Source organism: Amycolatopsis japonica, assembly GCF_000732925.1.
GTDB lineage: Bacteria > Actinomycetota > Actinomycetes > Mycobacteriales > Pseudonocardiaceae > Amycolatopsis > Amycolatopsis japonica.
Window position 1 is genome coordinate 3,095,639 of record NZ_CP008953.1, and the last position, 24,385, is coordinate 3,120,023.

Annotated in this window: 24 protein-coding genes and 1 pseudogene; 15 read left to right on the forward strand and 10 right to left on the reverse strand. The window is 68.6% G+C overall.

Going from position 1 to position 24,385, the window contains the following annotated elements; genetic code table 11:
• Nucleotides 1–41 precede the first annotated feature (41 nt).
• The 4 genes from AJAP_RS14645 to AJAP_RS14660 all read left to right on the forward strand — a co-directional run bounded on the left by AJAP_RS14645 (nt 42) and on the right by AJAP_RS14660 (nt 2,862).
• The gene (locus AJAP_RS14645; RefSeq protein ID WP_228694937.1) at nt 42–782 is read left to right on the forward strand and encodes a DUF748 domain-containing protein; all 741 of its coding nucleotides are present in this window, start codon (nt 42–44) and stop codon (nt 780–782) included.
• A gap of 72 nt (nt 783–854) precedes the next feature.
• On the forward strand, nt 855–1,688 hold the full coding sequence (locus AJAP_RS14650; RefSeq protein WP_038511761.1) for a class I SAM-dependent methyltransferase: 834 nt from the start codon (nt 855–857) through the stop codon (nt 1,686–1,688).
• Nucleotides 1,664–2,299, forward strand: coding sequence for a TetR/AcrR family transcriptional regulator (locus tag AJAP_RS14655; protein ID WP_228694938.1), 636 nt, complete (start codon nt 1,664–1,666; stop codon nt 2,297–2,299). Before AJAP_RS14650 ends, AJAP_RS14655 begins: the two co-directional genes overlap by 25 nt.
• A 101-nt stretch (nt 2,300–2,400) precedes the next feature.
• A complete protein-coding gene (locus AJAP_RS14660) occupies nt 2,401–2,862 on the forward strand; it encodes an ATP-binding protein (RefSeq protein WP_038523034.1) in 462 nt (153 codons plus the stop codon).
• Between the two features lie 6 nt (nt 2,863–2,868).
• On the opposite strand, the gene AJAP_RS14665 is transcribed toward AJAP_RS14660, so the two are convergent.
• Together AJAP_RS14665 and AJAP_RS14670 are read right to left on the reverse strand one after the other, a co-directional pair.
• Complete coding sequence (locus tag AJAP_RS14665; RefSeq protein WP_038523037.1) at nt 2,869–4,224, reverse strand: MFS transporter; 1,356 nt, start codon at nt 4,222–4,224, stop codon at nt 2,869–2,871.
• A gap of 89 nt (nt 4,225–4,313) precedes the next feature.
• On the reverse strand, nt 4,314–4,916 hold the full coding sequence (locus AJAP_RS14670) for a TetR/AcrR family transcriptional regulator (protein WP_038511767.1): 603 nt from the start codon (nt 4,914–4,916) through the stop codon (nt 4,314–4,316).
• 88 nt (nt 4,917–5,004) lie between these two features.
• Here AJAP_RS14670 and AJAP_RS14675 point away from each other — a divergent pair, with 88 nt between their 5' ends.
• The gene (locus tag AJAP_RS14675) at nt 5,005–6,054 is read left to right on the forward strand and encodes an NAD(P)-dependent alcohol dehydrogenase (protein ID WP_038511770.1); all 1,050 of its coding nucleotides are present in this window, start codon (nt 5,005–5,007) and stop codon (nt 6,052–6,054) included.
• A 288-nt stretch (nt 6,055–6,342) separates the two neighbouring features.
• Here AJAP_RS14675 and AJAP_RS14680 read toward each other — a convergent pair whose 3' ends face one another.
• On the reverse strand, nt 6,343–7,224 hold the full coding sequence (locus tag AJAP_RS14680) for a CPBP family intramembrane glutamic endopeptidase (protein ID WP_038511773.1): 882 nt from the start codon (nt 7,222–7,224) through the stop codon (nt 6,343–6,345).
• Nucleotides 7,225–7,276: 52 nt separating this feature from the next.
• Nucleotides 7,277–7,846: a TetR/AcrR family transcriptional regulator gene (locus AJAP_RS14685; RefSeq protein WP_038511776.1), complete on the reverse strand. Its 570-nt coding sequence runs from the start codon at nt 7,844–7,846 to the stop codon at nt 7,277–7,279.
• A 73-nt stretch (nt 7,847–7,919) separates the two neighbouring features.
• Between AJAP_RS14685 and AJAP_RS14690 the strand changes: the two genes are divergently transcribed.
• Complete coding sequence (locus AJAP_RS14690; protein WP_228694939.1) at nt 7,920–9,659, forward strand: ABC transporter ATP-binding protein; 1,740 nt, start codon at nt 7,920–7,922, stop codon at nt 9,657–9,659.
• 2 nt (nt 9,660–9,661) lie between these two features.
• Here the strand turns inward: AJAP_RS14690 and AJAP_RS14695 are convergent, their stop codons facing one another.
• Nucleotides 9,662–10,420 (reverse strand): sigma-70 family RNA polymerase sigma factor, encoded by a 759-nt coding sequence (locus tag AJAP_RS14695; protein ID WP_038511781.1) that lies wholly within the window; start codon nt 10,418–10,420, stop codon nt 9,662–9,664.
• A 66-nt stretch (nt 10,421–10,486) separates the two neighbouring features.
• On the opposite strand from AJAP_RS14695, the gene AJAP_RS14700 reads away from it, so the two are divergent.
• From AJAP_RS14700 to AJAP_RS14725, 6 genes are all read left to right on the forward strand, one after another.
• Nucleotides 10,487–11,170, forward strand: coding sequence for a TetR/AcrR family transcriptional regulator (locus AJAP_RS14700; RefSeq protein WP_038511784.1), 684 nt, complete (start codon nt 10,487–10,489; stop codon nt 11,168–11,170).
• Between the two features lie 55 nt (nt 11,171–11,225).
• Nucleotides 11,226–11,906 (forward strand): GNAT family N-acetyltransferase, encoded by a 681-nt coding sequence (locus tag AJAP_RS14705; RefSeq protein ID WP_038511787.1) that lies wholly within the window; start codon nt 11,226–11,228, stop codon nt 11,904–11,906.
• Between the two features lie 70 nt (nt 11,907–11,976).
• Nucleotides 11,977–13,008, forward strand: coding sequence for an L-threonine 3-dehydrogenase (gene tdh, locus AJAP_RS14710; protein WP_038511790.1), 1,032 nt, complete (start codon nt 11,977–11,979; stop codon nt 13,006–13,008).
• Nucleotides 13,008–14,189, forward strand: coding sequence for a glycine C-acetyltransferase (locus AJAP_RS14715; RefSeq protein WP_038511793.1), 1,182 nt, complete (start codon nt 13,008–13,010; stop codon nt 14,187–14,189). Before tdh ends, AJAP_RS14715 begins: the two co-directional genes overlap by 1 nt.
• Nucleotides 14,186–15,100, forward strand: a complete 915-nt coding sequence (locus AJAP_RS14720; RefSeq protein WP_038511796.1) for a LysR family transcriptional regulator — start codon at nt 14,186–14,188, stop codon at nt 15,098–15,100. Before AJAP_RS14715 ends, AJAP_RS14720 begins: the two co-directional genes overlap by 4 nt.
• A 39-nt stretch (nt 15,101–15,139) precedes the next feature.
• On the forward strand, nt 15,140–16,135 hold the full coding sequence (locus tag AJAP_RS14725; protein ID WP_038511799.1) for a TerC/Alx family metal homeostasis membrane protein: 996 nt from the start codon (nt 15,140–15,142) through the stop codon (nt 16,133–16,135).
• Here the strand turns inward: AJAP_RS14725 and AJAP_RS14730 are convergent.
• Nucleotides 16,132–16,695, reverse strand: coding sequence for a TetR/AcrR family transcriptional regulator (locus AJAP_RS14730; RefSeq protein WP_038511802.1), 564 nt, complete (start codon nt 16,693–16,695; stop codon nt 16,132–16,134). The genes AJAP_RS14725 and AJAP_RS14730 overlap by 4 nt on opposite strands.
• Nucleotides 16,696–16,777: 82 nt before the next feature.
• On the opposite strand from AJAP_RS14730, the gene AJAP_RS14735 reads away from it, so the two are divergent.
• A complete protein-coding gene (locus AJAP_RS14735; RefSeq protein WP_038523040.1) occupies nt 16,778–17,830 on the forward strand; it encodes an FAD-dependent oxidoreductase in 1,053 nt (350 codons plus the stop codon).
• A 54-nt stretch (nt 17,831–17,884) separates the two neighbouring features.
• Nucleotides 17,885–19,120, forward strand: a complete 1,236-nt coding sequence (locus AJAP_RS14740) for an HNH endonuclease signature motif containing protein (protein WP_228694940.1) — start codon at nt 17,885–17,887, stop codon at nt 19,118–19,120.
• A gap of 142 nt (nt 19,121–19,262) precedes the next feature.
• On the opposite strand, the pseudogene AJAP_RS42965 reads toward AJAP_RS14740, so the two are convergent.
• From AJAP_RS42965 to AJAP_RS14755, 4 genes and pseudogenes are all read right to left on the reverse strand, one after another.
• Nucleotides 19,263–19,588, reverse strand: a pseudogene (locus AJAP_RS42965) (transposase); the annotation flags it as partial.
• 324 nt (nt 19,589–19,912) lie between these two features.
• On the reverse strand, nt 19,913–21,349 hold the full coding sequence (locus AJAP_RS14745; RefSeq protein ID WP_228694941.1) for an MFS transporter: 1,437 nt from the start codon (nt 21,347–21,349) through the stop codon (nt 19,913–19,915).
• A gap of 64 nt (nt 21,350–21,413) precedes the next feature.
• Nucleotides 21,414–22,196, reverse strand: a complete 783-nt coding sequence (locus AJAP_RS14750; RefSeq protein ID WP_038511805.1) for an alpha/beta fold hydrolase — start codon at nt 22,194–22,196, stop codon at nt 21,414–21,416.
• Nucleotides 22,193–23,140: a LysR family transcriptional regulator gene (locus AJAP_RS14755; protein WP_038511808.1), complete on the reverse strand. Its 948-nt coding sequence runs from the start codon at nt 23,138–23,140 to the stop codon at nt 22,193–22,195. The genes AJAP_RS14750 and AJAP_RS14755 overlap by 4 nt, the downstream gene beginning before the upstream one ends.
• Nucleotides 23,141–23,226: 86 nt before the next feature.
• Here AJAP_RS14755 and AJAP_RS14760 point away from each other — a divergent pair, with 86 nt between their 5' ends.
• Nucleotides 23,227–24,375, forward strand: coding sequence for an acyl-CoA dehydrogenase family protein (locus AJAP_RS14760; protein ID WP_038511811.1), 1,149 nt, complete (start codon nt 23,227–23,229; stop codon nt 24,373–24,375).
• The last annotated feature ends 10 nt before the right edge of the window (nt 24,376–24,385 follow it).

The following is a 24,385-nucleotide window of genomic DNA, read 5'->3' on the forward strand; positions in this document are numbered from 1 at the left end:
ATCGCGCCTTGGTACCCCTAGGGGGTATGTATGGTGGGTTCATGAACACCACGATGCACCACGGAACGCATGGCCACGAACCCGCCGGTCTCGCGTCGACCAAAGCCGGCTACACCCTGGCGCCCACCACTACGACGCTCATTCCCGGGGAGACGGCTCCTTTTATCTTCAGGATCCTCGGCGCCGACGGCACACCGGTGACCGCTTACGACGTCGAGCACGAAAAGCGGCTGCACCTCATCGTCGTCCGCCGGGACACCGCGGGCTTCCAGCACATCCACCCCGAACTCGGCGACGACGGCACGTGGTCGGTTCCGCTGACCATCGCCGACGCCGGGGTCTACCGCGTCTTCGCGGACTTCAAGCCCAGCGGCGGCGAGGGGATCACCTTGGGCGTCGATCTCTTCGCCGGTGGGAACTTCCGCCCCGCCGAATACCGGACCTCGCGCGTCGCGGAGGTCGACGGCTACCAGGTCCGCCTCGACGGCGAACTCGCGCCGGGAATGCCGTCGAAGGTGACCCTCACCGTCACCAAGGACGGCCGCGCGGTCACTGATCTCCAGCCGTACCTGGGTGCGTATGGGCATTTGGTCGCGCTGCGCGGTGGCGACCTCGCGTACCTGCACGTCCACCCCGACGGCGAACCCGGTGACGGCCGGACCGCGGCGGGTCCCGAGGTGACGTTCTTCGCCGGGTTCCCGACGGCGGGGACTTACCGGCTGTTCCTCGATTTCCAGCACGAGGGCAAGGTCCGCACCGCCGAATTCACCGTCACCGCTTGACGGCGAGACCGGCCTCGATCAGTATGAACACGTGTTCATGAACGTGTGTTCATAAAGGAGGAGGGTTCTGCGATGTCCGGCATCGTCAACACCGCGCAGTCCGAGGCGTGGAACGGCTACGAGGGACGGCACTGGGCCGAGCACGACGGGCGCTACGACGCGGTGAACAGCGGGTTCAACGACTTCCTGTTCGACGCCGCCGGAATCGGCGAGCGGGACCGGGTGCTCGACATCGGTTGTGGGAACGGGCAGGTCACCCGGCTCGCCGCCGTCCGCGCCCCGCTCGGGGACGCGACCGGGATCGACCTGTCCGCGCCGATGCTCGCCACGGCGCGGGCCCGCGCGGAGGCCGAAGGCGTGGCGAACGTGCGGTTCGAGCAGGGCGACGTCCAGGTCTTTCCGCTGGGGGAAGAGGTTTTCGACGTCGCGCTCAGCCGGTTCGCGGTGACGTTCTTCGCGGATCCGGTCGCCGCCTTCGCGAACGTGCGCCGGGCGCTGAAACCGGGCGGCAGGCTCGCGTTCCTGTGCATGACCGCACTCGCCGGAACGGATCTCGGCACCGTTTTTGGTGCGCTGTCACCGTTCCTGCCGACCCCGACCGGCGAGGACGGTACCGGCCCGACGGCGTTCGCCGACCCCGAACGGGCTCGCTCGGTGCTGACGGACGCCGGATTCCGCGAGGTCACGGCGACTCGCGTCGAGGCCGATCAGGTCTGGGGGAGCGACGTGGCCGACGCCGCCGGGTTCATCGCGGACTGGGGTCCGGTCAGGTACCACCTCGGTCTGGCCGGCGAAGAAGCGGCGAACGGCGCGCGAGACGCGCTTTCGGCCGCGTTGCGGCCCTTTGCCGGGCCCGGCGGCGTGCGGCTGCGCGGTGCCGCGTGGCTGGTCAGGGCGAAATCCTGATGGCGCCGAGGAAAGCAGCGGCACTGCGCGACACAGAAGACGGCCGGAGCCTGCGCGAGCATCTGATCGGCACGGCCGCGGACCTGATCTCCGCCAACGGCACCGCGGAACTCACGGTCCGGGCCATCGCCCGGGCGGCCGGGGTCGCCGACGGCGTGCTGTACAACCACTTCGCCGACAAGGAGGAGTTGCTGGCCGACGCGCTGGCGGAACACGTGCGGCGGGTCGAAGCGGGGCTCGGCGAGCTGCCGCCGCCCGGATCGGCCACGGTCGAAGGCAATCTCCGCGCCCAGCTGGCGTACGGGTTGGCTCTGCACAAGGAGATCCTGCCCGCGTTCGCCGGACTGCTCGCCCGCCCCGCCGTGCTCGCGCGGTTCGGCGAACTGGCCGGGGACGGTGAGACCTGGCGCGATCGCCTCTCCGGATATCTGCGCGCGGAGAAGGAACTCGGCAGGCTGGACGGCGATGTCGACGCGGCGGCGGCGATGCTGGTCGGCGTCTGCCACGAATCGGTGCTCACCGCACTGCTCCCGCATGGCCCGAGGGTGGCCACGTCGCCTGCGGTGAAAGCCGTGGTCAAGACGGTGCTGGAGGGTATCGCGGTGCGCTGACGCCCGTGTCGCGTTCGACACGGGTTGATCCGCGGGTGTTCTGGGTAACCCCGTTGTGCGACTTCAGCAAGGAGGTCGCGCGCGAGGGGAAGGGTGGCTCCATGATCAACATCGCGGAGCATCCGGTGCCGGGAACCTGGGTGCTCGACCTGCGGGCCACGACGCCACGGGCGTTGCCGGACATGCGCGCCTGGGTGGTCAGATGCCTTCCCGACCTCGGCGAGGGGCATCGCGACGACGTCCTGCTGGCGGCGACGGAGCTCGTCGCCAACGCTTATGTGCATGGAGGTGGGGCACGCCACATCCAGTTGTGGCGTGGCGTGTCGCCTTGTGCGGTCCGCATCGAGGTCGCGGATGTCAGCGTCGAACAGCCGCGGGCGCGGTGCTCGCAGTTCGAGGATCCCCGCGGGCGCGGCCTTCTCGTCGTCGACGGGGTAGCCGTGCAATGGGGTGTCCGGCGCGAGCCGGTGCGCGGCGGGAAAATCGTCTGGGCGCACATCCGGTGCGACGGCGGCTGTCCGGAAGCACTCCCGCGCGTGCGCGAGAAGCGCTCCCGGAACTGACCTGCCTCAGACTGCGCGGCGTGCGGTGAGCAGGCCGAGCGCGGAGATGGCGGCGAACCCGAACAACAGCCACCTCGCCGACGTGACCACCGAAGCGCCGCCGAGGTTGACCAGCAGGCCGGCGACCGCCGCGCCGAACGCGGTCGACATCGTCAGCACGGTCGCGATCGCGGCCGCCGCCTGCCCGCCTTCGCCGTCCGGGGCGGAGGTCATCGCCGCGACCGACAGATGAGGCATCGCGATGCCGATTCCCATGCCGCCGAAGATGAGCACCGGTAGCCAGGCGAGTACGACGGGCAGCGGAGGCTGTTCGGTCTGCAGGAGTCCCAGCGCGGCGAACCCGATGGCGAGACAGGCCGGCCCGGCGAGCACGAGCCGCCGTGTCCTACCGGCCGATGCGCTGACGAGCTGGCTCACCGACCAGCCCAAGGACAGTGCGGCGGCGAAGAATCCCGCCGCCGCGGGCGGAAGCCCGCCCGATCGCTGGCCGAACAGCGGCAGGAACGTCTCCACCGCGACGCCGGACGCCAGCACCATGATGGTCAGGTAGATCCACCGCGACCGCGAACCCCGGCGGTAGACCGAAGCGGGCAGCACACTCGCCGCCGAACGGTTCTCCGTCACCAGGAACGCGCCCACGAGCGCGAGACCCAACGCGATGAGGGCGGCCATCGCGAGGACGTCGGACAGGATCCCCGCCACGCTCACCGCTCCGGCGGCGCCGACGATCAGCGTCAGCGAAACGACCGGGACCGGCGGTGCCTGCGCCGGGCGTTCGCCGTCGGGGAGCGCCCGGGGCACGAAGACCGCCAGCGCGGCCGCCGCCACGGCCAGGACCACGAACGCCGAGCGCCACGAACCGAACTGTGCCGAGAACCCGCCGAGCGCCGGGCCCACGAAATTGCCGACCCCGAACATCGCGGAGATCAGCGCGCTGCCCCGGCTCCACAACCGAGGCGGCAGCGCCGAATGGATCAGGGCGAAGCCCAGTCCGGTCAGCAGACCGGCGCCGAGACCCTGCGTCCCGCGGCCGAGCAGGAGGACCGGCATCGACGGGCTCGCGGCGCACACCACCGAGCCCGCGGCGAAGGCGCCGAAACCGGCCAGATAGGAACTCTTGCCGCCGAAGCGCGAAAGCGCCTGGCCCACCAGCATGGTCGCGACGACCTGGGCGACCAGGAACGCCGTCATGGTCCAGGCGTACAACGACCGTCCGCCGATGTCCTCGATCGCCGTGGGCAGCAGGCTCGCCGCCACGTAGATGGTGATCGCGCCGACGAGCACGCCACCCGCCAGTACCGACGCGGTGCTCGTATGGCGGCCCAGTTCCCGCCACGATCCGACGTCTTGCCCGATGTTCACGCGGTTCTCCTCGCTGTCGAAAGGATTGCGCTTCGCATCCTGTCGGCGCGGGAAGCCCCGGTAATCGGACAAATCAGACGTGAATCACGTCACATTTTCGTGCGCCCCTCGATGGCGGCGCGAGCGGCCTCGACCGATTTGCGGACGACGACTTCCGTGGAGTAGCCCTGTTTCGTGAACACTCCGTCGAGATAGAACGTGCCGTAACCGTGCGCCTGGGTGAACAACTGCTCCATCAGTTCGAGCCCGTCCTCCGGCCGGTCGGCGACGGTGAGGCAGAGCATGACGAACTGGTCGGTCAGGCGGCGGGTCTGCTCGTGCAGTGCGGCGTGTTCCGGGCCCTGCAAGCCGTCCGAGTAGATGATGTTCATCCCGGCCCGGCGTTCGATCAGGTACTCCGTGTACGCACCGGCGGCCGCGGCGAGCGCGGCGACCGGTTCGCTTTCGGCCTCGATGGCGTCGTGCACCCTGTCCGCCAGCTGGCAGGCGACCTTGGCGGCGATCGCGGCCAGGAGGCTTTCCTTGTCCGGGAAGTGCCGATAGGGCGCGCCGGGGCTGACTTTCGCGCGCCTGGCGACCTCGGCGACCGAGAACGCGCCGAGCCCTTGTTCGGCGATCAGGTCGAGGGAGACCCGCACGAGTTCGGCGCGAAGGTCGCCGTGATGGTACTTGCCGCCCATGTCGTGGATCACACCGTCCCGGTCGCGGAATATGTAAGAGGCCTCTTACGCTAGTTGTAAGTGACCTCTTACATGGTCTCACTGTTTCTCGGAGGGTTTCATGACGACGACCACGCACGCCATCGCCGCGCCGTCCCCGGGCGCCGCCCTGTCGCCGACGACGATCGAGCGTCGCGACCTGCGTCCGGACGACGTGCTGATCGACATCGCGTACGCGGGGATCTGCCACAGCGACATCCACCAGGTGAAGGAGGACTGGGGCAGCGCGATCTTCCCGATGGTGCCCGGTCACGAGATCGCCGGCGTCGTCGCCGCGGTCGGCTCCGACGTGACGAAGTACCAGGTCGGCGACCGGGTCGGGGTCGGCTGCATGGTCGATTCCTGTGGCGAGTGCGAGTACTGCCTCGCGGGCACCGAGCAGTTCTGCGTCAAGGGCAACATCCAAACGTACAACGGTGTCGGGTTCGACGGCGAGAACACCTACGGCGGCTACAGCCGCCAGATCGTCGTGAAGGACGGTTTCGTCTGCCGCATCCCGGAAGGCATCGGCCTCGACGTCGCCGCCCCGCTGCTGTGCGCGGGTATCACCACCTACTCCCCGCTGAACCGCTGGGGCGCCGGGCCGGGCAAGAAGGTCGCCGTCGTCGGCCTCGGCGGGCTCGGGCACATGGCGGTCAAGATCGCGGTCGCCATGGGCGCCGAGGTCACCGTGCTCAGCCAGAGCCTGAAGAAGCAGGAGGACGGGCTGAAGCTGGGTGCGAAGGACTACTTCGCGACCGGAGACGCGTCGACGTTCAAGGCGCTGCGCGGCCGCTTCGACCTGATCCTCAACACCGTTTCGGCGACACTGCCCGTCGACTCCTACCTCGGCATGCTGCGCGTCGGCGGCGCGATGGTGAATGTCGGCGCGCCCGGCGAACCGCTGTCCTACAACGCCTTCTCGCTGCTGGGCGGGAACAAGGTGCTCGCCGGCTCGATGATCGGCGGGATCGCCGAGACCCAGGAGATGCTCGACTTCTGCGCGGAGCACGGGATCGGCGCGGAGATCGAGACGATCTCGGCCGACCAGGTGAACGTGGCCTACGACCGGGTCGAGAACAGCGACGTCCGCTACCGGTTCGTCATCGACGCGGCGACCATCGGCGCCTGACTTCCCTTTCCGTGAAGGCCTCCTTGAGGGACCCAGAGTCCCTCAAGGAGGCCTTCGTGCGGTGCCGAGACAACGCAGGCCTCAGTCGGTGCGCCCAATGTGGCATCGGAGACGCTCAGTGTCCCCAATGCCACATTGGGGGCACGGACGAATCCGCCAAGGGATGTCTTCGCACCTTCCCAAGTACATGAAGGCCCCCATCCTTGTGCCTATGTACAGGAAGGGGGCCTTCATGTACTTCGGCTTCAGCTGCCCAATCCGAATCGCAACTCACGACCAACCGCCGGCTCACATCAACAGCAGCGGCAGCGTGTTCATCGCGGTGTGCGCGGCGATCGGAGCCCAGAGATTGCGGTATCGCGACCACAGGTAACCGGTGAACAGGCCGAAGAACCCTTGGAAGGCAACGATCGCGCCCAGGGTGAGTGGCAATGACCCCTGTCCGTGCGTCGGCAGATGCAGCCACGCGAACAGGAGTGCCGACAGCAGGATTCCCGGCCACCGGCCGAAAAGTGCCTCCAGCCGGGTCTGCAGCATGCCGCGGAAGAACACCTCTTCGAGGACGTTCGCGGTGAAGAACGTCAGCGTCGCGCCGACCGCCAGGTACACCGGGTCCGGGTAGTCCTCCGAAGTGGGCAGCGGCGGCGCGAGCGGGCCGAGGACGTAGAGCCAGCCGAACACGAGCACCGCCGGGATCGGCGCGAGCCATTGCCAGGTCTCCCGGGGCCGCCACGTGAGCCGGAAGGAATCCCGCGCGGGCAGCGCCCGAAGCAGAATCAACGGCAGCGCCAGGAAAACCAGCGGCTTGGCGAGCGCCCAGATGTCGCGGACCAGTGCCTGCTGTCCCGCCGCCGACACCAGGTACAACGCCAACGGCCACAGGAACGCGATGAGCGCCAAGGCTGTCGCCTGTCTGCCCAGCCCGCGCCGGTCGGTCACCTCGGGGAGCAGTTTCGGCGCGTGGAGCGGGATCCCGTGGATCAGCAGGATCCCGGCGAGCGTGGGGAGCAGGGCGCCCGCGAGGGAAAGCTCCTTGGCCGAATCCGCGGACGGCTTGATCGCGTCGTGCCCGGTGGTCAGCAGCAGTACGGGCGCGGCCGCGAACACCGCGAGCCCGCCGAAGAGGATTCCCCAGGCGGCACCCGGGCGGGTGCCGGTTTTTTCTGTCACCGGGCCAGGATCTTCGAAGTGGCGCGAGTCCGCGTCATCACTTCGGAGGACTTCAGCCGACCGCGATGACCTTTTCCAGGCTGCGCAGGCACAACGTGAGCGCCTCGTGCTTCGGTGTCTTCTCCCGCACCAGCTCCCATGCCGTGTAGAGCAGGCTCCAGAGCAGTTGCAGCAACCATTCCTTCGTCATCGCCGGATCGATCGAGCCCTCGGCGTGCCCGCGTTCGACGAGCCGCAGCAGGCGACGGTCGTCGTCGCTCTCCTCCGCCCATTCGGGCCGCGTCACCAGATCCGGCATGGTGAACAGCAACTGGAAGACGTCGCCGTGTTCGAAGTACTCCTGGCACAGCCGCGCCAGCGCGTCCGGCGCCGGACCGTCGTCGAGCCGGGCCCGTTCGGTGCTCTGGGAGATCTTGTCGAGGGCGTCGTGGCTGATCGCGTCGATGAGGTCCGATCGCTCCGCGAAGTACCGGTGCACCGTGGTGCGCCCGACGTTCGCCGCCGCCGCGATATCCGCGAGCGTCGCGCTCGGTTGCTTGGTCAACGTCTCGATGGCCGCGTCCAGGATCGCGCGCCGGGTCCTCGCCCGGACACCCGTCTCGGTGACCACACCCTCACTCATGGCGGTACCGTACCTCGCTCCCGATATGGAACTCGGTTGACGATTTTAGAACAGGCGTGTTCCATTAAGAACCATGAAGACTCCACGATTGAAGGTGCTGTGGTCGTTCGCGCGACCGCACAAGGGGGCACTCGCGATCGGCCTGGTCCTCGCCCTGCTCGGTTCGGCGACCGGCCTCGCCTCGCCCATGGTCACGAAGTGGGTGCTGGATTCGCTCGGCTCGTCGGCGTCGCTGGCCGGGCCGGTGCTGGCGTTGCTCGGCCTGATGCTGGTAGGGGCGGTGATCTGGCTGGCGGAGTGGATCCTGCTCGGCACGATCGGCGAGCGGGTGGTGCTGAAGGTGCGGGAATCGATGGTGCGGCGGTTCTTCCGCGCGACGATCCCGGCGATCACGAAACGGCCGACAGGGGAGCTGGTCACCCGCGTCACCTCGGACACGGTGCTGTTGCGCGAGGCGGCGTCGTCCAGCGTGATCGGCTTGATCAACGGCGTGGTGATGCTCGCCGGCACCCTGGTGCTGATGAGCGTGCTCGACCCGGTGCTGCTGGCGACGACCGTGGCCGCCGTGCTCGTGGTCGTCGCGTTGTTCGCCTGGCTCATGCCCGCGATCGCGAAGGAACAGGAGAAGGCGCAAGATCGTTTGGGCCGTCTCGGCGGCGTCCTCGAGGGCGCGCTGCGGGCGATCCGCACGGTGAAGGCGAGCCGTGCCGAAACCCGGCAGGCCGACCGGATCCTGGTCGACGCGGAAGCCGCCACGGCGCACGGCGTCCGCGCGGTGCGGCGGGAAGCCGTCGCCTGGGTGGTGGCCTGGACGGGGATCCAGGGCGCGATCCTGGTGATCCTCGGTCTCGGCGCCTGGCGGGTCGAAGCGGGTTTGCTCGAAGTGTCGAGCCTCATCGCGTTCCTGCTGTACGCGTTCGCGTTGATGGAGCCGATCACCGAACTGAGCCAGAACATGACCGCGCTGCAGGCGGGGATCGCCGCGGCCGGGCGGATCCGGGAGATGGACACACTGGAGGTGGAAGAGGACCGGGCGCCCGCCAAGGCGGAGTCCGAGGGGGACCACGACGGCCCGGTGCTGGAACTGCGCGGCGTGACCGCGGGCTACGGCGGAGACCCGGCGTTGCGCGACGTTTCGCTGGCGATCCCGCGTCGCGGGCACACCGCGATCGTCGGGCCGTCCGGCGCGGGCAAGACCACGATGCTGTCGCTGATCATGCGGTTCGTGCGGCCGCAATCGGGTTCACTGCTGCTGGACGGCCGCGAGTACGCGGACCTGCCGTACGCGGACGTGCGATCCCGGCTGGCCTACGTCGAGCAGGAGACGCCGATCGTGCCGGGGACGATTCGGGAGAACCTGCTCTTCACGCATCCGGACGCGACCGAGGACGAGGTGCGGCGGGCTCTCGAAGAGGTCCGGTTGAGCGACAAGATCGCCGCACTCGACGACGGTCTGGACACGCCGCTTTCGTCGACGTCGGTGTCCGGCGGGGAACGTCAGCGGATCGCGCTGGCCAGGGCGATCCTGCGCACGCCGGACGTGGTGCTGCTGGACGAGGCGACCGCGCAGGTCGACGGCCGGACCGAAAGCGCGATCCACGACTGCATCCGGCGGCTGGCCAGCGAGGGTGCCGTCGTCACCGTGGCGCACCGGCTGTCCACCGTGATCGACGCGGACACCATCGTGGTGATGGAGGCAGGCCGTGTCCGGGCGAGCGGCAGCCACGAGCACCTGCTCGCCACCGACACGCTGTACCGGGAATTGGTGGAGGCGTTGAGGATCGCGGGGGAGGCCGCTCCGGTACCCGGCTGATCTCAGGCGGGGACGGCGCGGACGCCCGGCGGCATCTCGCGGTTGACCTCGTCGAGCCGGGTGGCGACGGTCCGGCAGGGTTCACAGCCCGCCAGATGCGCGGCGATCAGATCCGCGCGGCGGCCCGGCACACCGCCGCGCAGCCACGCGCCCATCCGGCGCCGCGCTTCCTGACAACACGGCGTTCCCGTTTCGGGGACCTGCGCCTGGAGGAAGGCCTGGCGCAGCCCTTCGCGGGCCCGCAAGGCGAGGACGGAGGCGCCGTTGGGCGACACGCCCAGCAGCGGCGCCACCACCTTCGGGGAATCGCCCTCGGCTTCGGTCCGCCACAGCACGGTCCGCCAGCGGCCGGGCAGCGCGCAGTACGCCGTCCACGCCAGCCGGGCGTTCGAGCGGAGGATGACGAGTTCCTCCGCGCCCACGACTCCGGCGGCCTCCTCGACCGCCGGAGTCGTGCCGTACAGCTCGACCCGTTTGTGGTGACGGCTCCACTTGGCGGCGAGATTCCGGATGGTGACCGCGAGGTAGGGGCGGAGGTTTTCGCGCGGCCCGCCGCCGTCGCGGATGACGCTCAGGACCCGTACGAAGGCTTCGGCCACGAGGTCGTCCCGCTCGGCGGGGTCGGCGACCCAGCCGGCGGCGATGCGGCGGAGCGGCTCGGCGTGGCGCCGGAAAAGTGTCTCGCCGGCGGCGATGTCACCGGCGCGGAAGGCGTCGAGCAGCGTGGCGTCCGCTGTGGTGTCTTCGACGTCATTCCTCATCGCGGTCTCCCGAAGTAACGGGTACGGCAGTGTACCGGTAACCCGGCCACCGATAAACTCCGGGGGATGACGCCTGAAGCCGACGCGCCGCGGCCGGACGGCCGGGCGGCGCGCTGGGCGGGACAGCGGGAGCGCCGCCGACGGGAATTCGTCGACGCGGCGCTGCGCGCGATCGCCGAGCACGGTCCGGAGGTCTCCACCGAACAGATCGCCGACGAGGCGGGGGTGGCCAGAACCCGGGTGTACAAGCATTTCGACGACGCCGCCGACCTGCAGCGTGCGATCGCCGACCGCGCCGTCCGCCTCATCACCGCCGAACTGGCCCCGCTGTGGGACCCGAGCGGGACGCCCATGCAGCTGATCACCATCGCGGTGGGCGCGCATACCGGCTGGCTCGCCGAACACGGGAACCTCTACCGCTATCTCGCCAGGCACTCCCAAGCCGGGCGGCGCGGCGGCGACGCCATCACCGACGTCAGAACGGCGATCGCCCGGCAGCTCTCCATCCTGTTCGAGCACTACCTCGACACCTTCGATCTCGACGGCCGGATCGCCGAACCGCTCGCCTTCGGGCTGGTCGGCCTCGTCGACACGAGTGCCGCGCGCTGGCTGGAGAATCCGGGCGGCCTCGAACTCCCGGAGCTCGCGAGCCAGCTGGTGCGATGGATCTGGCGGGTCATCGACGACACGCTCCGGGAACGCGGGGTCGAACTCGACCCGCATTCGCCGCTGCTCGTGCCGGGCGGCTGAGCGCTCAGGATGTGGGAGCGGGAATGAAAGCCGGTCCGCCGGTGTCGGAGCGGTCATGGTCACCCCTTTCGACGACCCGGCCTGGGCTTCGCTGACCGGCCCGCACGCCCATTTCGCTGAGCGCTCCGGCCAGGTCCTGCGCTACCAGGTCGACGTCGCGCCGTTCTTCGCCCTTCCCCCTGAGCCGGACGACGGCGTGTGGGCCGACGTCGCCACGCTGGCGGGCCCCGGTCAGACGGTCACCGTCCACAACGCGCTGCCCGTCCCGGCCGACTGGGAAGTCCTCGGCAGGATCGCCGGAGTCCGGCTGGTCGACGTCGCGCTCGAAGCCGCCGAAGATCCCGAAGCGGTCGTGCTGGGGCCCGACGACGTCCCGGAGATGCTCGACCTCGTCGAACGGACCAAGCCGGGTCCGTTCCGGAAGCGGACCATCGAATTGGGGACATACCTGGGAATCCGGCGCGACGGCGAGCTGATCGCGATGGCCGGGGAGCGGATGCACCCGCCCGGCTGGACCGAGATCAGCGCCGTCTGCACCGACCCGGCGTATCGCGGCCAAGGACTGGCGACCCGGCTCATCCGCGCGGTGGCGGCGGGGATCCGGGCCCGCGGCGAACACCCGATGATGCACGCGGCGGCGACGAACACGCCGGCCATCAGGCTCTACGAATCGATCGGTTTCGAGGTGGTGCCGCGGCCGGACTTCGTGTCGGTCCGCGTCCCGGGCTCCTTGTGAAGACACGCTAACGAGGGATTTCAGAAACTCGCGATGGACTGAACAGCACGGGCGGGCCAGACTTCGCGCCATGAAGGCATTGGTCAAAGCCGACCGAGCACCCGGGCTGGAACTCACCGACGTTCCGGACCCCGCGGTCGGCCCCGGCGACGTCGCCGTCCGCGTGCTGCGCGCCGGGATCTGCGGTACCGATCTGCACATCGACTCCTGGGACGACTGGGCGGCGCGCACCATCGCCGCGCCGCTGGTCATCGGGCACGAGTTCGTCGGCGAGGTGGTCGAGATCGGCCGGTCGGTGACCACGGTCAAGGTGGGCGACCTGGTCAGCGGCGAGGGACATCTCGTCTGCGGAAGCTGCCGCAACTGCAAGGCCGGGCGGCGTCACCTGTGCGCCAGGACCAAGGGGCTCGGCGTGCACACCGATGGCGCCTTCGCGCAGTACGCCGTGCTGCCCGAGATGAACGCCTGGGTGCACCGCACCAAGGTCGACCTCGACATCGCCGCGATCTTCGACCCGCTCGGCAACGCCGTGCACACCGCGCTGTCCTTCCCCGTCATCGGCGAGGACGTGCTGGTCACCGGCGCCGGCCCGATCGGCATCATGGCCGCCGCCATCGCGCGCCACGCGGGCGCGCGCAACGTCGTCGTCACCGACGTCAGCGAGCACCGCCTCGAACTGGCCCGCAAGGTCGGCGTCGACCTCGCGCTGGACGTCTCTTCCGCGACCATCGCCGACGCGCAGCAGAAGCTCGGCATGGCCGAGGGCTTCGACGTCGGCATGGAGATGAGCGGACGGCCCGAGGCGCTGCGCGACATGATCGCGAACATGTCGCACGGCGGGCGCGTCGCGCTGCTCGGCCTTCCCGCTTCCGACGTGTCGGTCGACATCGCGTCCGTGGTGCTGAAGATGATCCAGCTCAAGGGGATCTACGGACGCGAGATGTTCGAGACGTGGTACTCGATGTCCGTCCTGCTGCAGGCCGGGCTGGACATCTCGCCGGTGATCACCCACCGGTTCGGCTACACCGAATACGAGAAGGCGTTCGCGACGGCCAGGGAAGGCCGCTGCGGCAAGGTCATTCTGGACTGGACGGAGAACTGATGTACGGCGCGATGCGCGACGACCTCAAGGCCGGGCTCGCCGAGATCCGGGAAGCCGGGCTGTACAAGGGCGAGCGGGTGATCCAGGGACCGCAACGGGCTTCGGTCAGCGTCGGCGACGGCGACGTCCTCAACTTCTGCGCCAACAACTACCTCGGCCTCGCCGACCACCCCAAGCTGATCAAGGCCGCGCAAGAGGCGCTGGACCGCTGGGGCTTCGGCATGGCGTCGGTGCGGTTCATCTGCGGGACCCAGCAGCCGCACAAGGAGCTCGAGGCGAAGCTGTCGGAGTTCCTCGGCACCGAGGACACGATCCTCTACAGCTCCTGTTTCGACGCCAACGCCGGGCTGTTCGAGACGCTGCTGACGGATCAGGACGTCATCATCTCCGACGAGCTCAACCACGCGTCGATCATCGACGGCGTCCGGCTCTGCAAGGCGAAGCGGATGCGCTACCGCAACCGTGACGTCGCGGATCTGGAGGCCAGGCTGAAGGAGGCGTCCGGCGCGCGGTACCGGATGATCGCCACCGACGGCGTGTTCTCGATGGACGGCTACCTCGCGCCGCTCGACGAGATCTGCGAGCTGGCCGAGCGCTACGACGCGCTGGTGATGGTGGACGACTCGCACGCCGTCGGCTTCACCGGCCCGACCGGTCGCGGAACGCCGGAGCTGTTCGGCGTGCAGGACAAGGTCGACGTGCTGACCGGCACGCTCGGCAAGGCGCTCGGCGGCGCGAGCGGCGGCTACACCTCGGGCCGCGCGGAGATCGTCGAGATGCTGCGGCAGCGCTCGCGGCCGTACCTGTTCTCGAACTCGCTGGCGCCGTCGATCACCGCGGCCGCGCTCGCCACGCTGGAACTGCTGGACTCCTCCAGCGACCTGCTGGGCAAGCTGCGCGCCAACACCGAGCTGTTCCGGCGCCGGATGACCGAGGCCGGTTTCGATCTGCTCCCGGGTGAGCACCCCATCATCCCGGTGATGATCGGTGACGCCGCCAAGGCGGGCAAGATGGCGGATCTGCTGCTCGACCAGGGCATCTACGTGATCGGCTTCTCGTATCCGGTGGTGCCGCTCGAGCTGGCCCGGATCCGGACGCAGATGTCGGCCGCGCATTCGACCGAAGACGTCAACCGGGCCGTCGACGCGTTCGTGACGGCAAGGTCCATGATGGACGAATGATCGATCCGCGACGGCTGCGCGTGCTGCGTGCCCTCGCCGACCACGGCACCGTGACGGCGGCGGGTCAGGCGCTGCACCTGACGCCGTCCGCGGTCTCCCAGCAGCTGGCCGCCCTCGAAGCCGAGTGCGGCCAGCAGCTGCTCCGCCGCCGGGGCAGGCGGGTTTCGCTGACCCCGGCGGGTGAATTGATGGTGGTGCACGCCAACGCCGTCGCCGCTGAACTGGAACGGGCGCGGGCGACCCTCGCCGCGCTCGATTCCGGTGTCCAGGGCATGGTGCGGCTGGCGAGTTTCGCCTCGGCGATCACGATGGTCGTGGCGCCCGCGATCGCGTCGCTGCGTGCCGGTTCGCCTGGGGTCACCATGCAGGTGCAGGACGTCGAGGGGCACGCGAGCATCCCGCTCCTGCTCGACGGCGAGGTCGATCTGGCGATCACCGAGGAGTACCGGCTCTCGCCACGGACGGATGAAAGCAGGCTCACCCGGTTCCCGTTGTACGTGGAGCCCTTCGACGTCGTGCTGCCCACCGCGCACCGGCTCGCCGGGGCGTCCGAAGTGGACATCGACGAGCTCGCCGACGACGAGTGGATCGCGCCGAAACCCGGGAATCCCTGCCGCGACGTGCTGATGATCGTCTGCGCCAACCCGGAGATCCGGCACGTCTCCGACGATTTCCACGCGATCACCACCCTGGTCGCCGCCGGCGAGGGCGTGGCCTTGGTGCCGCGCAACGCTTTCACGGCGGTTCCCGGTGCGGTCGCCGTCCCGTTGCGCGGCGAACCGCCGTTGCGCCGGGTGTTCGCCGCCGTCCGGCGGGGGAGCGCGGATCACCCGTTGCTCAAGACCGTGCTCGCCGCGTTGCTGGACGCGGCGCCGGGTCATGCGAATGCGGAGCGGGGGAGTCGCATTTAGGATCTGGGCACCTGCCGTCGAAGGAAAGACAGGGTCCGGATGCTCCAGATCGATGCCCTCACCTGGATCGTCACGATCGGGCTGGTGCTCGGGCTCCTGGCGCTCGATCTCGTCCTCGCGGCGGTGCGGCCGCACAAGGTCGGCTTCGGCGAGGCGGTGGCCTGGTCGATCGGCTACATCCTGGTCGCGGTGGCGTTCGGTGTCTGGCTGACGCTGGCGCACGGCGGCGACTTCGGGCAGCAGTACTTCGCGGGCTACATCGTGGAGAAGAGCCTGTCGGTCGACAACCTCTTCGTCTTCGTGATCATCATGAGCACCTTCGCGGTACCCGAGGAACATCAGCACAAGGTGCTCACGTTCGGCATCGTCGTCGCGCTGATCATGCGCGCGATCTTCATCGCCCTCGGCGCGACGCTGCTTTCCTTGTTCTCCTTCATGTTCCTGCTGTTCGGGCTGCTGCTGATCTACACCGGTATCCAGCTGTTCCGGCACCGGGACGAGGATCCGGACGTCGAGAACAACGTGGTGGTGCGGACCGCGCGCCGTCTGCTGCCGCTGTCGACCGAGTACGACGGCGGCAAGCTGTTCACCCGGGTCGAGGGAAAGCGTGTGGGCACGCCGCTGGTCGTGGTGCTGCTCGCGATCGGCGGGATCGACCTGCTGTTCGCGCTGGACTCGATTCCGGCGGTCTTCGGTGTCACCGACGAGCCGTATCTGGTGTTCGCGGCCAACGCGTTCGCCCTGTTGGGCCTGCGGGCGCTGTACTTCCTCGTGAAGGGCCTGCTCGATCGACTGGTGTACCTGTCCGCCGGGCTCGCGGTGATCCTCGGGTTCATCGGGATCAAGCTGATCCTGCACTGGGCCCACGTCGACATCGACGAAAGCGTTCCGGAGATCTCGACGCCGGTCAGCCTCGCGGTGATCATCGGCATCCTCGTCGTGGTGACGGTGGCGAGCCTGCTCAAGACCCGCAACGATCCTTCCGCCAAAGCGCACCCGGGCTCGCTGCGCGGCTCCCGTCCCGAAGAGGACTAGCGCCAGCCTGCTTCGAGGAGATCGAAGATCCTCTCGACGTCCTCTCGCGGATCCTTTCGGCCTCGGGTGAGGGCCGGGATGTCCAGCACGAAGCGGGCGAGGGCGCGGCAAGCGATGTCTTCGGAGCTCACGCCGGTCTCCTCGGCGATGGCGGCGCCGAGGGCCGCGGCGTGCCGGGTCCACATACGCTCGCCGTACTCCTGCAGAGCCGGGGTGCCGCTCACCAGCGCGGTGAACTCGGCGTACTGGGGGTGCGTCGTGAGCGGAAGCCAGGTGGCGAGCACGTAGGCGCGCAACGCCTCGACGATGCTCTGACCTTCTTCGCGCTCCCGGACGGCGGCGACCAGGCGTGCCTCACGGTCTGCCGACTCGTCGAAGACCAGCGCTTCCTTGCCGGGGAAGTGCTTGAACAGCGTCGTCGTCGAGACGTCGGCCGCCTCGGCGATGTCGCGGATGCTGACCTGGTCGTAGCCGCGCTCCAGGAACAGGTTCAGCGCGGCGTCCGCCAGTGCCTGGCGGGTGGCCGCCTTCTTGCGTTCACGCCGTCCCGGTGTCTCCATAGGCGCACTCTACCTCAAGGGTTGTCACGGTCACTAAGTTGACTCGTTGCACTTTTCAACTCGTTCTGCTTTTCTGGTGCTCATGACGATCAGCATCATCGGAGCGGGTCCGGGTGGCCTGACCTGCGCCCGCATCCTTCAGCAGCACGGCATTCCCGTGACGGTCTACGACCGCGACCCCCATCCCGCGGCTCGCAATCAGGGCGGCACCCTCGACCTCCACGTGGACGACGGGCAGCTGGCCCTGCGCGAAGCCGGCCTCCTCGACGAGTTCTTCGCGCTCGCCCGGCCGGAAGGGCAGGAGATGCGCAAACTGGATCCCGACGGACGGCTCTTGGCGCACCATGTCCCGGCCGAGGGGGAGCTGTTCAAGCCGGAGATCGACCGCGGTCAGCTGCGTGGCCTGCTTCTCGACTCGCTGAAGCCGGACACTGTCCAGTGGGGACGGACCCTGGATCGCGTCGAGGCTCCCGGGCTTCTTCGGTTCACGGATGGGGAGACGGTCGAGACGGACCTGATCATCGGCGCCGATGGCGCGTGGTCGCGGGTCCGTCCGGCGGTGTCGGAGGCCGTGCCCGAGTACGTCGGTGTCACCTTCCTGGAGGCCTGGTTCGACGATGTCCGGAACGCGCACCCTGAACTCGCCGAACTCGTCGGCCAGGGCAGCGCGATGGCGGCCGACGGCGAGCGGTGCCTGTTCGCGCAGCGCAACAGCGGCGACCACATCCGGGTCTACATTGTCCAGCGGATGCCCGCGGACTGGGCCGGGTCGGGTTGTGACGTCCGCGGTCGGCTGCTCGAAGCGTTCTCCGGCTGGTCGCCGTCGTTGCTGCGGACGATCACCGACAACGACGGGCCGTATGTCGATCGGCCGTTGTTCGCGCTGCCGGTCCCGCATACGTGGGAGCACAGGCCTTGGGTGACCCTGCTCGGCGATGCCGCTCACCTGATGCCGCCGCTGGGTGTCGGGGTCAATCTGGCCATGCTCGACGCTTGCGAACTCGCCCTGGCGTTGGCCGGTTCGGCCAGTTTGGGTGAGGCGGTCGGGGTTTATGAGGCGACGATGCTGCCGCGGTCGGCTGAGTTCGCTCGGCGGCTGGAGAATGGTGCTGAGGGTTTGCTTGATGTCGATTAGCGTTGCTGTGTAAGGGTTTTAGAAACTGTCGGTGGTCGGTTGTACGTTCTGCGGGTGGACACACTCAACGCCACTGTGGCGCTATTGAAGGAAATCACCTCGTCGGATTTGTTCAAGGAGGTTAATGCTTCGCTGGATTCGTTGGGGGACAACGATGCCGTGGATGTCGCCGTGGCGGCGTCGGAGGGGATCGCGCGGTTGGAGGCTGTTCGGTTCCGTGCTTTGGGTCGATTAAGCCGTCACCGTGACGGTGCTTCCAGTGTCGTGCAAGAGGTTGCGTTCGCTCTGTCCGTTGTGGACGGTCATGCTGCTGGGCTGGTCTCTACGGCTGAGGCACTGACCACTCGCCTGCCACGAACCCTGGGACTGTTGGATGCCGGGAAGGTCGGCGGGTACGGGGCGATGAAAGTCGCCACGGCCACCGCCTGGCTCTCGGACGAGGATGCTCGCGCGGTGGACGCGGTGCTGGAGGATCGGATACCGGACCGGAACTCGGATCAGATCCGGAAGGCGGCCAATCACGCGGCGATGATGGCCGACCGTGATGGGGCGGCTCGGCGGGTCGAACGGAATCGGAGCGGGCGTCGTTTGTCTGTGCGGCAGGGAGAGACCGGGGTGGCGTCCATCGAGGTCGAAGACGGGCCGGTGGAGAAGGTGGCTGCCGCCTATACGCGGATCGACCGTGAGGCTCGGGCGCTGCGGGCGGGTGGGGAGACGCGCACGTTGGATCAGTTGCGTGCGGATGTCGCTCTTGATCTTTTGTTGGGTGGTCAGGGCGGGAAGAGCGAACGGTCGGAGGTGTTCCTCTACATGGACTTGAACACCTACCTCGGGTTGAACGATGATCCCGCCGAGATGGCCGGGCATGGCCACATCCCGGCGTCGCTGGCCCGTGAGATCGCCGGCGGGTCGAACACGGTGTTGCGGCGGATCATCACCGACCCGCTCTCCGGGCAGGTTCTCGACCTCGGCCGGGATCGGTACCGGCCCACCGCCGGTCTGGACGAGTTCGTGCGGGTGCGGGACCGTGAGTGCCGAAGACCCGGATGTCATCGTGTGGCGCAGGCTTGCGATCTCGATCATTCGCTGCCGTGGCAACACGGTGGCCATACCGCGGATACCGAACTGATCGATCTATGCCGCCGTGATCATCGGTTGAAGGACGAGCCCGGCTGGAACTATCGGCTGGGTTCTGATGGGACCCTGACGATCACGACGCCTACGGGCCGGAGTTACGACAGCTCGCCTCCGCCGCTGCACGAACCCCGCGAGGAAGCGCCACCGTTCTGAGGCATCGCCGGAAAACGGCGACGGCTCAGGTGTCACCACCGTTCGGAGCTGTTGCCGGAAAACGACCACGATGTTGCAAGCCCACCGGTTGTGTTGCCGGGAATCGGCGATGGTTCTGGGGCGGGCTTTCTCAGGTCATTACCGCCGCGGGGTAGCGGTTCCCGAGGGCGGACGCGGCGAAGGTGTCCAGCTCGAGACGGGCGGCCTCGGCGGCGGGCGTGGTGTAGATCGGATTCAGTGCGGCGGCGATCTTCCTGCGGTCGGAGTAGGACACGAACCGCATCGCGGCGCGGATCAGATGGACCGTGCAGGTTTGTACGGTTGTCTGCGACCAGGTCCTCGATGGTCTCGGGAAACCCGGTGAGGTCGTCGCAGCACACGATCAGCACGTCCCGGATTCCGTGGTTGCACAGCTCGGCGCAGACCCGGCCCAGAACTTCGCCCCCTCGTGGCCTGGACCCAGATCCCCGCTTTCACCAGCTCAGGCAGCGGCCCTCCCTCGCCGGTCAACGTCACGCCACCATCCACTTTGGACATAGATTGATCAAGAAGGCCAGCGTCAACCATGTCGTCGACCGCCTGCCTGGGCCGACCTCGTCATGCGTCGTTGCCGCGCTGTACCGTCGCCGGAAAATGACCACGGCTCAACTCCGAAGAGGTCCTCACACAGTCTCCTTCGGCTGGGACAGCTGTCGCCGAAATCCGGCTACAGCTCAACGAGTCCTGAGACGGTGAACATGCCAGGCCGAATCGTTCAACGGGTAGCGATTGCCCCTTGCCGAAACGCGGCCGTCACCGTCGTGCATCTCGTGAGGGCGCCGTTGGGTCTCTGTCGCCGGAATTCGGCAACAGTCTGACGCAGCGGACAGTACTCAAAACGTGGCCGCCCACAACAGAATCCCGAGCAGGCACCTCGCCCACCTCCAAGGAAGAACCCCGCGAAGGCTCCCGCACCACCAAAGTCGCCACGAACGTCAGCCCGATGCACCCCGTGACCCACCAGAAGAACACGCTCTCGTGCCCAGCCTGCTTCAAGGCCAGTGCGATCGGTTCCGAAAGGCCGCCGAACACCGCGGTCGCCAGGGCGTGTGGCAGGCCGACGCCGAGCGCGCGGACGTTGGTGGGGAACATTTCCGCCTTGATGATGGCCGAAAGCGCGGTGTAGCCGCTGAGGAAGACCATGGCGGTGAGCATGAGGAGGAAGGCGATCCACGGATTCCCCGTCCGCCCCACGAGCGTCATGATCGGCACGGTCAGGAGCATGCCGCCGACGGAGAAGCCGAACATGACCGGGCGGCGGCCCCAGCGGTCGGAAAGGGCGCCGGCGACGGGCTGCATGAAGATGAACAGGAACAGGGCGGCGAAACCGATGAGCGAAGCGGTCGGCTTCGGGATTCCGGCGGTGTTCACCATGTACTTCTGCAGGTAGCTGGTGAAGGTGTAGAACGCCACCGTCCCGCCGATGGCGAGGCCGAGGACGGCGAGGACCTGGCGGCGGTGCTCGCGCAGCAGGACCCGCAAGCCGCCAGGAGGCGAACCGGCCGCCGAAGCGCGTCGGAAGTGTTCCGATTCCACCATGCTGCGGCGGAGGTACATCACCACGAGCCCGGCGATCGCGCCGAGGACGAACGGGATCCGCCAGCCCCACGCGTACATCTGCGCTTCGGTGAGCAGCGACTGCATCACGATCATCACCAGCAGCGCCGAGAGCTGCCCGACGGTGATCGAGACGTACTGGAAGCTCGAGTAGAACCCGCGTCGCCGCGGAGTGGCGATCTCGGACAGGTAGGTCGCGCTCGAACCGAACTCGCCGCCCACCGAGAGACCTTGCGCGAGCCTGGCGACCACCAGGATCACGGGCGCGAGGATGCCGATCGACGAATAGCCCGGCGTGAGCGCGATGGCCAGCGAGCCCAAGCTCATCAGCGTCACGGACAGGGTCAGCGCGGCCCGCCGGCCGAACCTGTCCGCGTAGAGGCCCAGGAGCCAGCCGCCGAGCGGACGCATCAGGAACCCGACCGCGAACACGACGGCTGTCGAGAGCAACTGCGCCGTCTGGTTTCCCTCGGGGAAGAAACTGGCCGCGAAGTAGATGCTGAACGAGGCGTAGACGAACCAGTCGTACCACTCGACCAGGTTTCCGAGGCAGCCCCGGACCACGTTCGCGACGACGCCGGGTGTCTTGTGCGGCAAGGGAAGCTCCTTCGCTCCGGGAATGCCGACCATCATGAGCTGTGATCCCTGCGGTTGAGAAATAGAAATCCGCGATGGGCGCATACCCGGCAGGCATGGTCTACCCGAGGAAGTCGCTCACCAGGTCACTCGATTCGGGGCGGCACTCGTCGAAGTAGGCGTGCCGTGCCCCGGCGAAGAGGTGCATCCGCGCGTCGGGAATCCGCTCCGTCAGCAACGGCGCGTTCGCCACGGGCGCGAGCAGATCGTCGTCGCCGTGCAGGACCAGCGTGGGCGCGCTGATCTCCGGAAGTACGTCCCAGGCGTCGTGGCCGTTGCTCGCGACGAGATGCCCGCGCACCGCGTTCGGCGGCATGCCGTGCGCGCCCAGCACCCGGTACGGACCGGGATTCGCCGCGCGCCAGGCGGGCGTGTACATCAAGTCCGTCAGCGTCTCGCGAGCCTCCACCGAGGAACGTCGCGCCAGAGCCAGCCGTACGTCGTTCGATCGCTCGACGCCGTGCTTGCCGCCCGGGGTGGTGCAGCCGAGCACCAGCCGCCGCACCCGATCGGGATACCGCGCGGCGACCCACTGCGCGACGCGCCCGCCCATCGAGGTGCCGTAGACATCGGCCTCGCCGACCCCGAGCCCGTCGAGCACCGCGATCACGTCGTCCGCGAAACCCGTTGTGGAGTAGGCGGAATCGGGTGCGTCACTGGCGCCGGTGCCGCGATAGTCCATGGTGATCGTGCTCGGGAAGTCCCCGCGCGTGCGGTCCCACCACGTGTGGTCGTTCGCCTGCCCGGCCAGCAGCATGAGCGGCCGGCCGGTGCCGTGCCACTGGTAGGCCAGCCGGGTGCCGTCCGCGGCGATGGCGTGGCCGGTGCGGGGGAGCGTGCTCATTCTTCTCCTGTTCGGTCTTCCCAGAGCCGCGCCGAGGGCCACTCGCCCTCGCGCACGGTCCGGTGGATCTGCCGGACCAGCGCCCGGGCGACGGCGTCGACGGCGGGCGTGACGCGCCCTGTCCTCGGCGTGCCGAGGACGACGGTCCGCCAGACCTCCGGTTCGCAGACCGGAGCCGCGCTCAGGGTGCCGTCGGCGACGTCCGCAGCGATGCCGATACCGGGCAGGATCGTCCAGCCGTGCCCGCCGAGCACGAGGCGTTTCTGCAGGGTCATGGCGTTGGTCTGCACGGTGACCTCCGCCTCGGCGCCCGCCTCACGGGCCGCGCCGTCGATGAGGGTGCGCAGCGCGTGCCCCTCGGACGGCATGACCAGCGGATGCGCGGCGACCTCGGCGAACGGCACGGGCCGCGCGGGGTCGAGCGCTGCCGACGGGGGAGCGACCGCCCAGAGCCGTTCGCGGACCAGCGGGCGGACGTTGAGCGACGGCGTGCTGGTCAGGTTGTAGAGCAGGCTCAGATCGACGTCACCGTCGTCGATCCACCGCTGGAGATGCCCCGAGTACGCGGTGAGCAGCCGCAGTTCGATGCCCGGATGCTCACGCAGCACGGCCGTCGTCAGCGGCGCGGCGAGCCGTTCGGCGGCGCTCTCCAGCAGGCCGACCGTGACGATGCCGGTGACCACCCCGGGTTTCGGGGCGAGTTCGGCCCGGGCCCGGTCGAGTTCGGTGAGCGCCCGGCGTGCCCGTTCGACGAGCGTCGCGCCCGCCTCGGTGGGGCGCATCCCGTGGCGGGTCCGCTCGAACAACGGCACCCCGAGTTCCTGTTCCAGGGTGCGGATCTGCCGGGTGACCGCGGGCTGGACCAGGTGCAGCAGTTCGGCCGCGCGGGTCACGCTGCCGACCTCGGCGACCGTCACCAACGCCTTGAGCTGCTTGAAGTCCACCGTCGTCCCTTCACATCGCGGACCGGTATGCGGCTATCATGATTCGGTATTTCACATACCGTCTCATCATCGCTCATGATAACAACATGACCGAGGAAGAGACCGAGATCGTCGCGCTCGTGGCCGAGTTCGTGGATCGCGAGGTCCGGCCCGTCGCGCGGGAGCTCGACCACACGAACACCTATCCCGGCGAACTCATCGACCAGATGAAGGCGATGGGAGTCTTCGGGCTGGCCGTGCCCGAGCCGTGGGGCGAGACCCACGTCTCCGCCGAGTGCTACGCGTCGGTGACGGAGGAGCTCGCCCGCGGCTGGATGAGCCTCGCCGGCGCGATGGGCGGCCACACCGTCGTCGCGAAACTCCTTGCCACGTATGGCACTCAGGAGCAGAAGGACACCTACCTGCCGAAGCTGGCGACGGGCGAGATCCGCGCGACGATGGCGCTCACCGAACCCGGCGGCGGCTCGGACCTGCAGGCACTCCGCACCACCGCACGCCGTGAGGGCGACGAGTACGTGATCAACGGCAGCAAGACGTGGATCACCAACGCGCGCCGGTCCCAGCTGGTCGCGCTGCTGTGCAAGACCGACCCCGCCGCCGAACCCGCGCACAAGGGCATCTCCGTCCTGCTGGTGGAAAAAGGGCCGGGTTTCGAGGTCTCGCGGGATCTGCCCAAGCTCGGTTACAAGGGCGTCGAGAGCTGCGAACTCTCCTTCGACGACTTCCACGCGCCGGTCACCGCCCTGCTCGGTGGCGTGGAGGGGCGTGGCTTCGCCCAGATGATGCGGGGCCTGGAGATCGGCCGGATCCAGGTCGCGGCCCGGGCGCTCGGCGTCGGCCGGGCGGCACTGGAGGATTCCCTGCGCTACGCCCAGGAACGCGAGAGCTTCGGCAAGCCGATCTGGAAGCATCAGTCGGTCGGCAACCACCTGGCGGACATGGCGACCAAACTCGAGGCCGCGCGTCAGCTGGTGCACCACGCGGCGCGCCGCTACGACTCGGGCGAACGCGCGGATCTGGAGGCCGGGATGGCGAAACTGTTCGCTTCCGAGGCAGCGATGGAGATCGCGCTCGACGCGGTCCGCATCCACGGCGGCTACGGCTACTCGACGGAGTACGACGTCGAACGGTACTTCCGCGACGCGCCACTGATGATCGTCGGCGAGGGCACCAACGAGATCCAGCGCGGCGTGATCGCGCGCCAGCTGATCGAACGGCACCGCATCCCGTCCTGACCACCGAGGA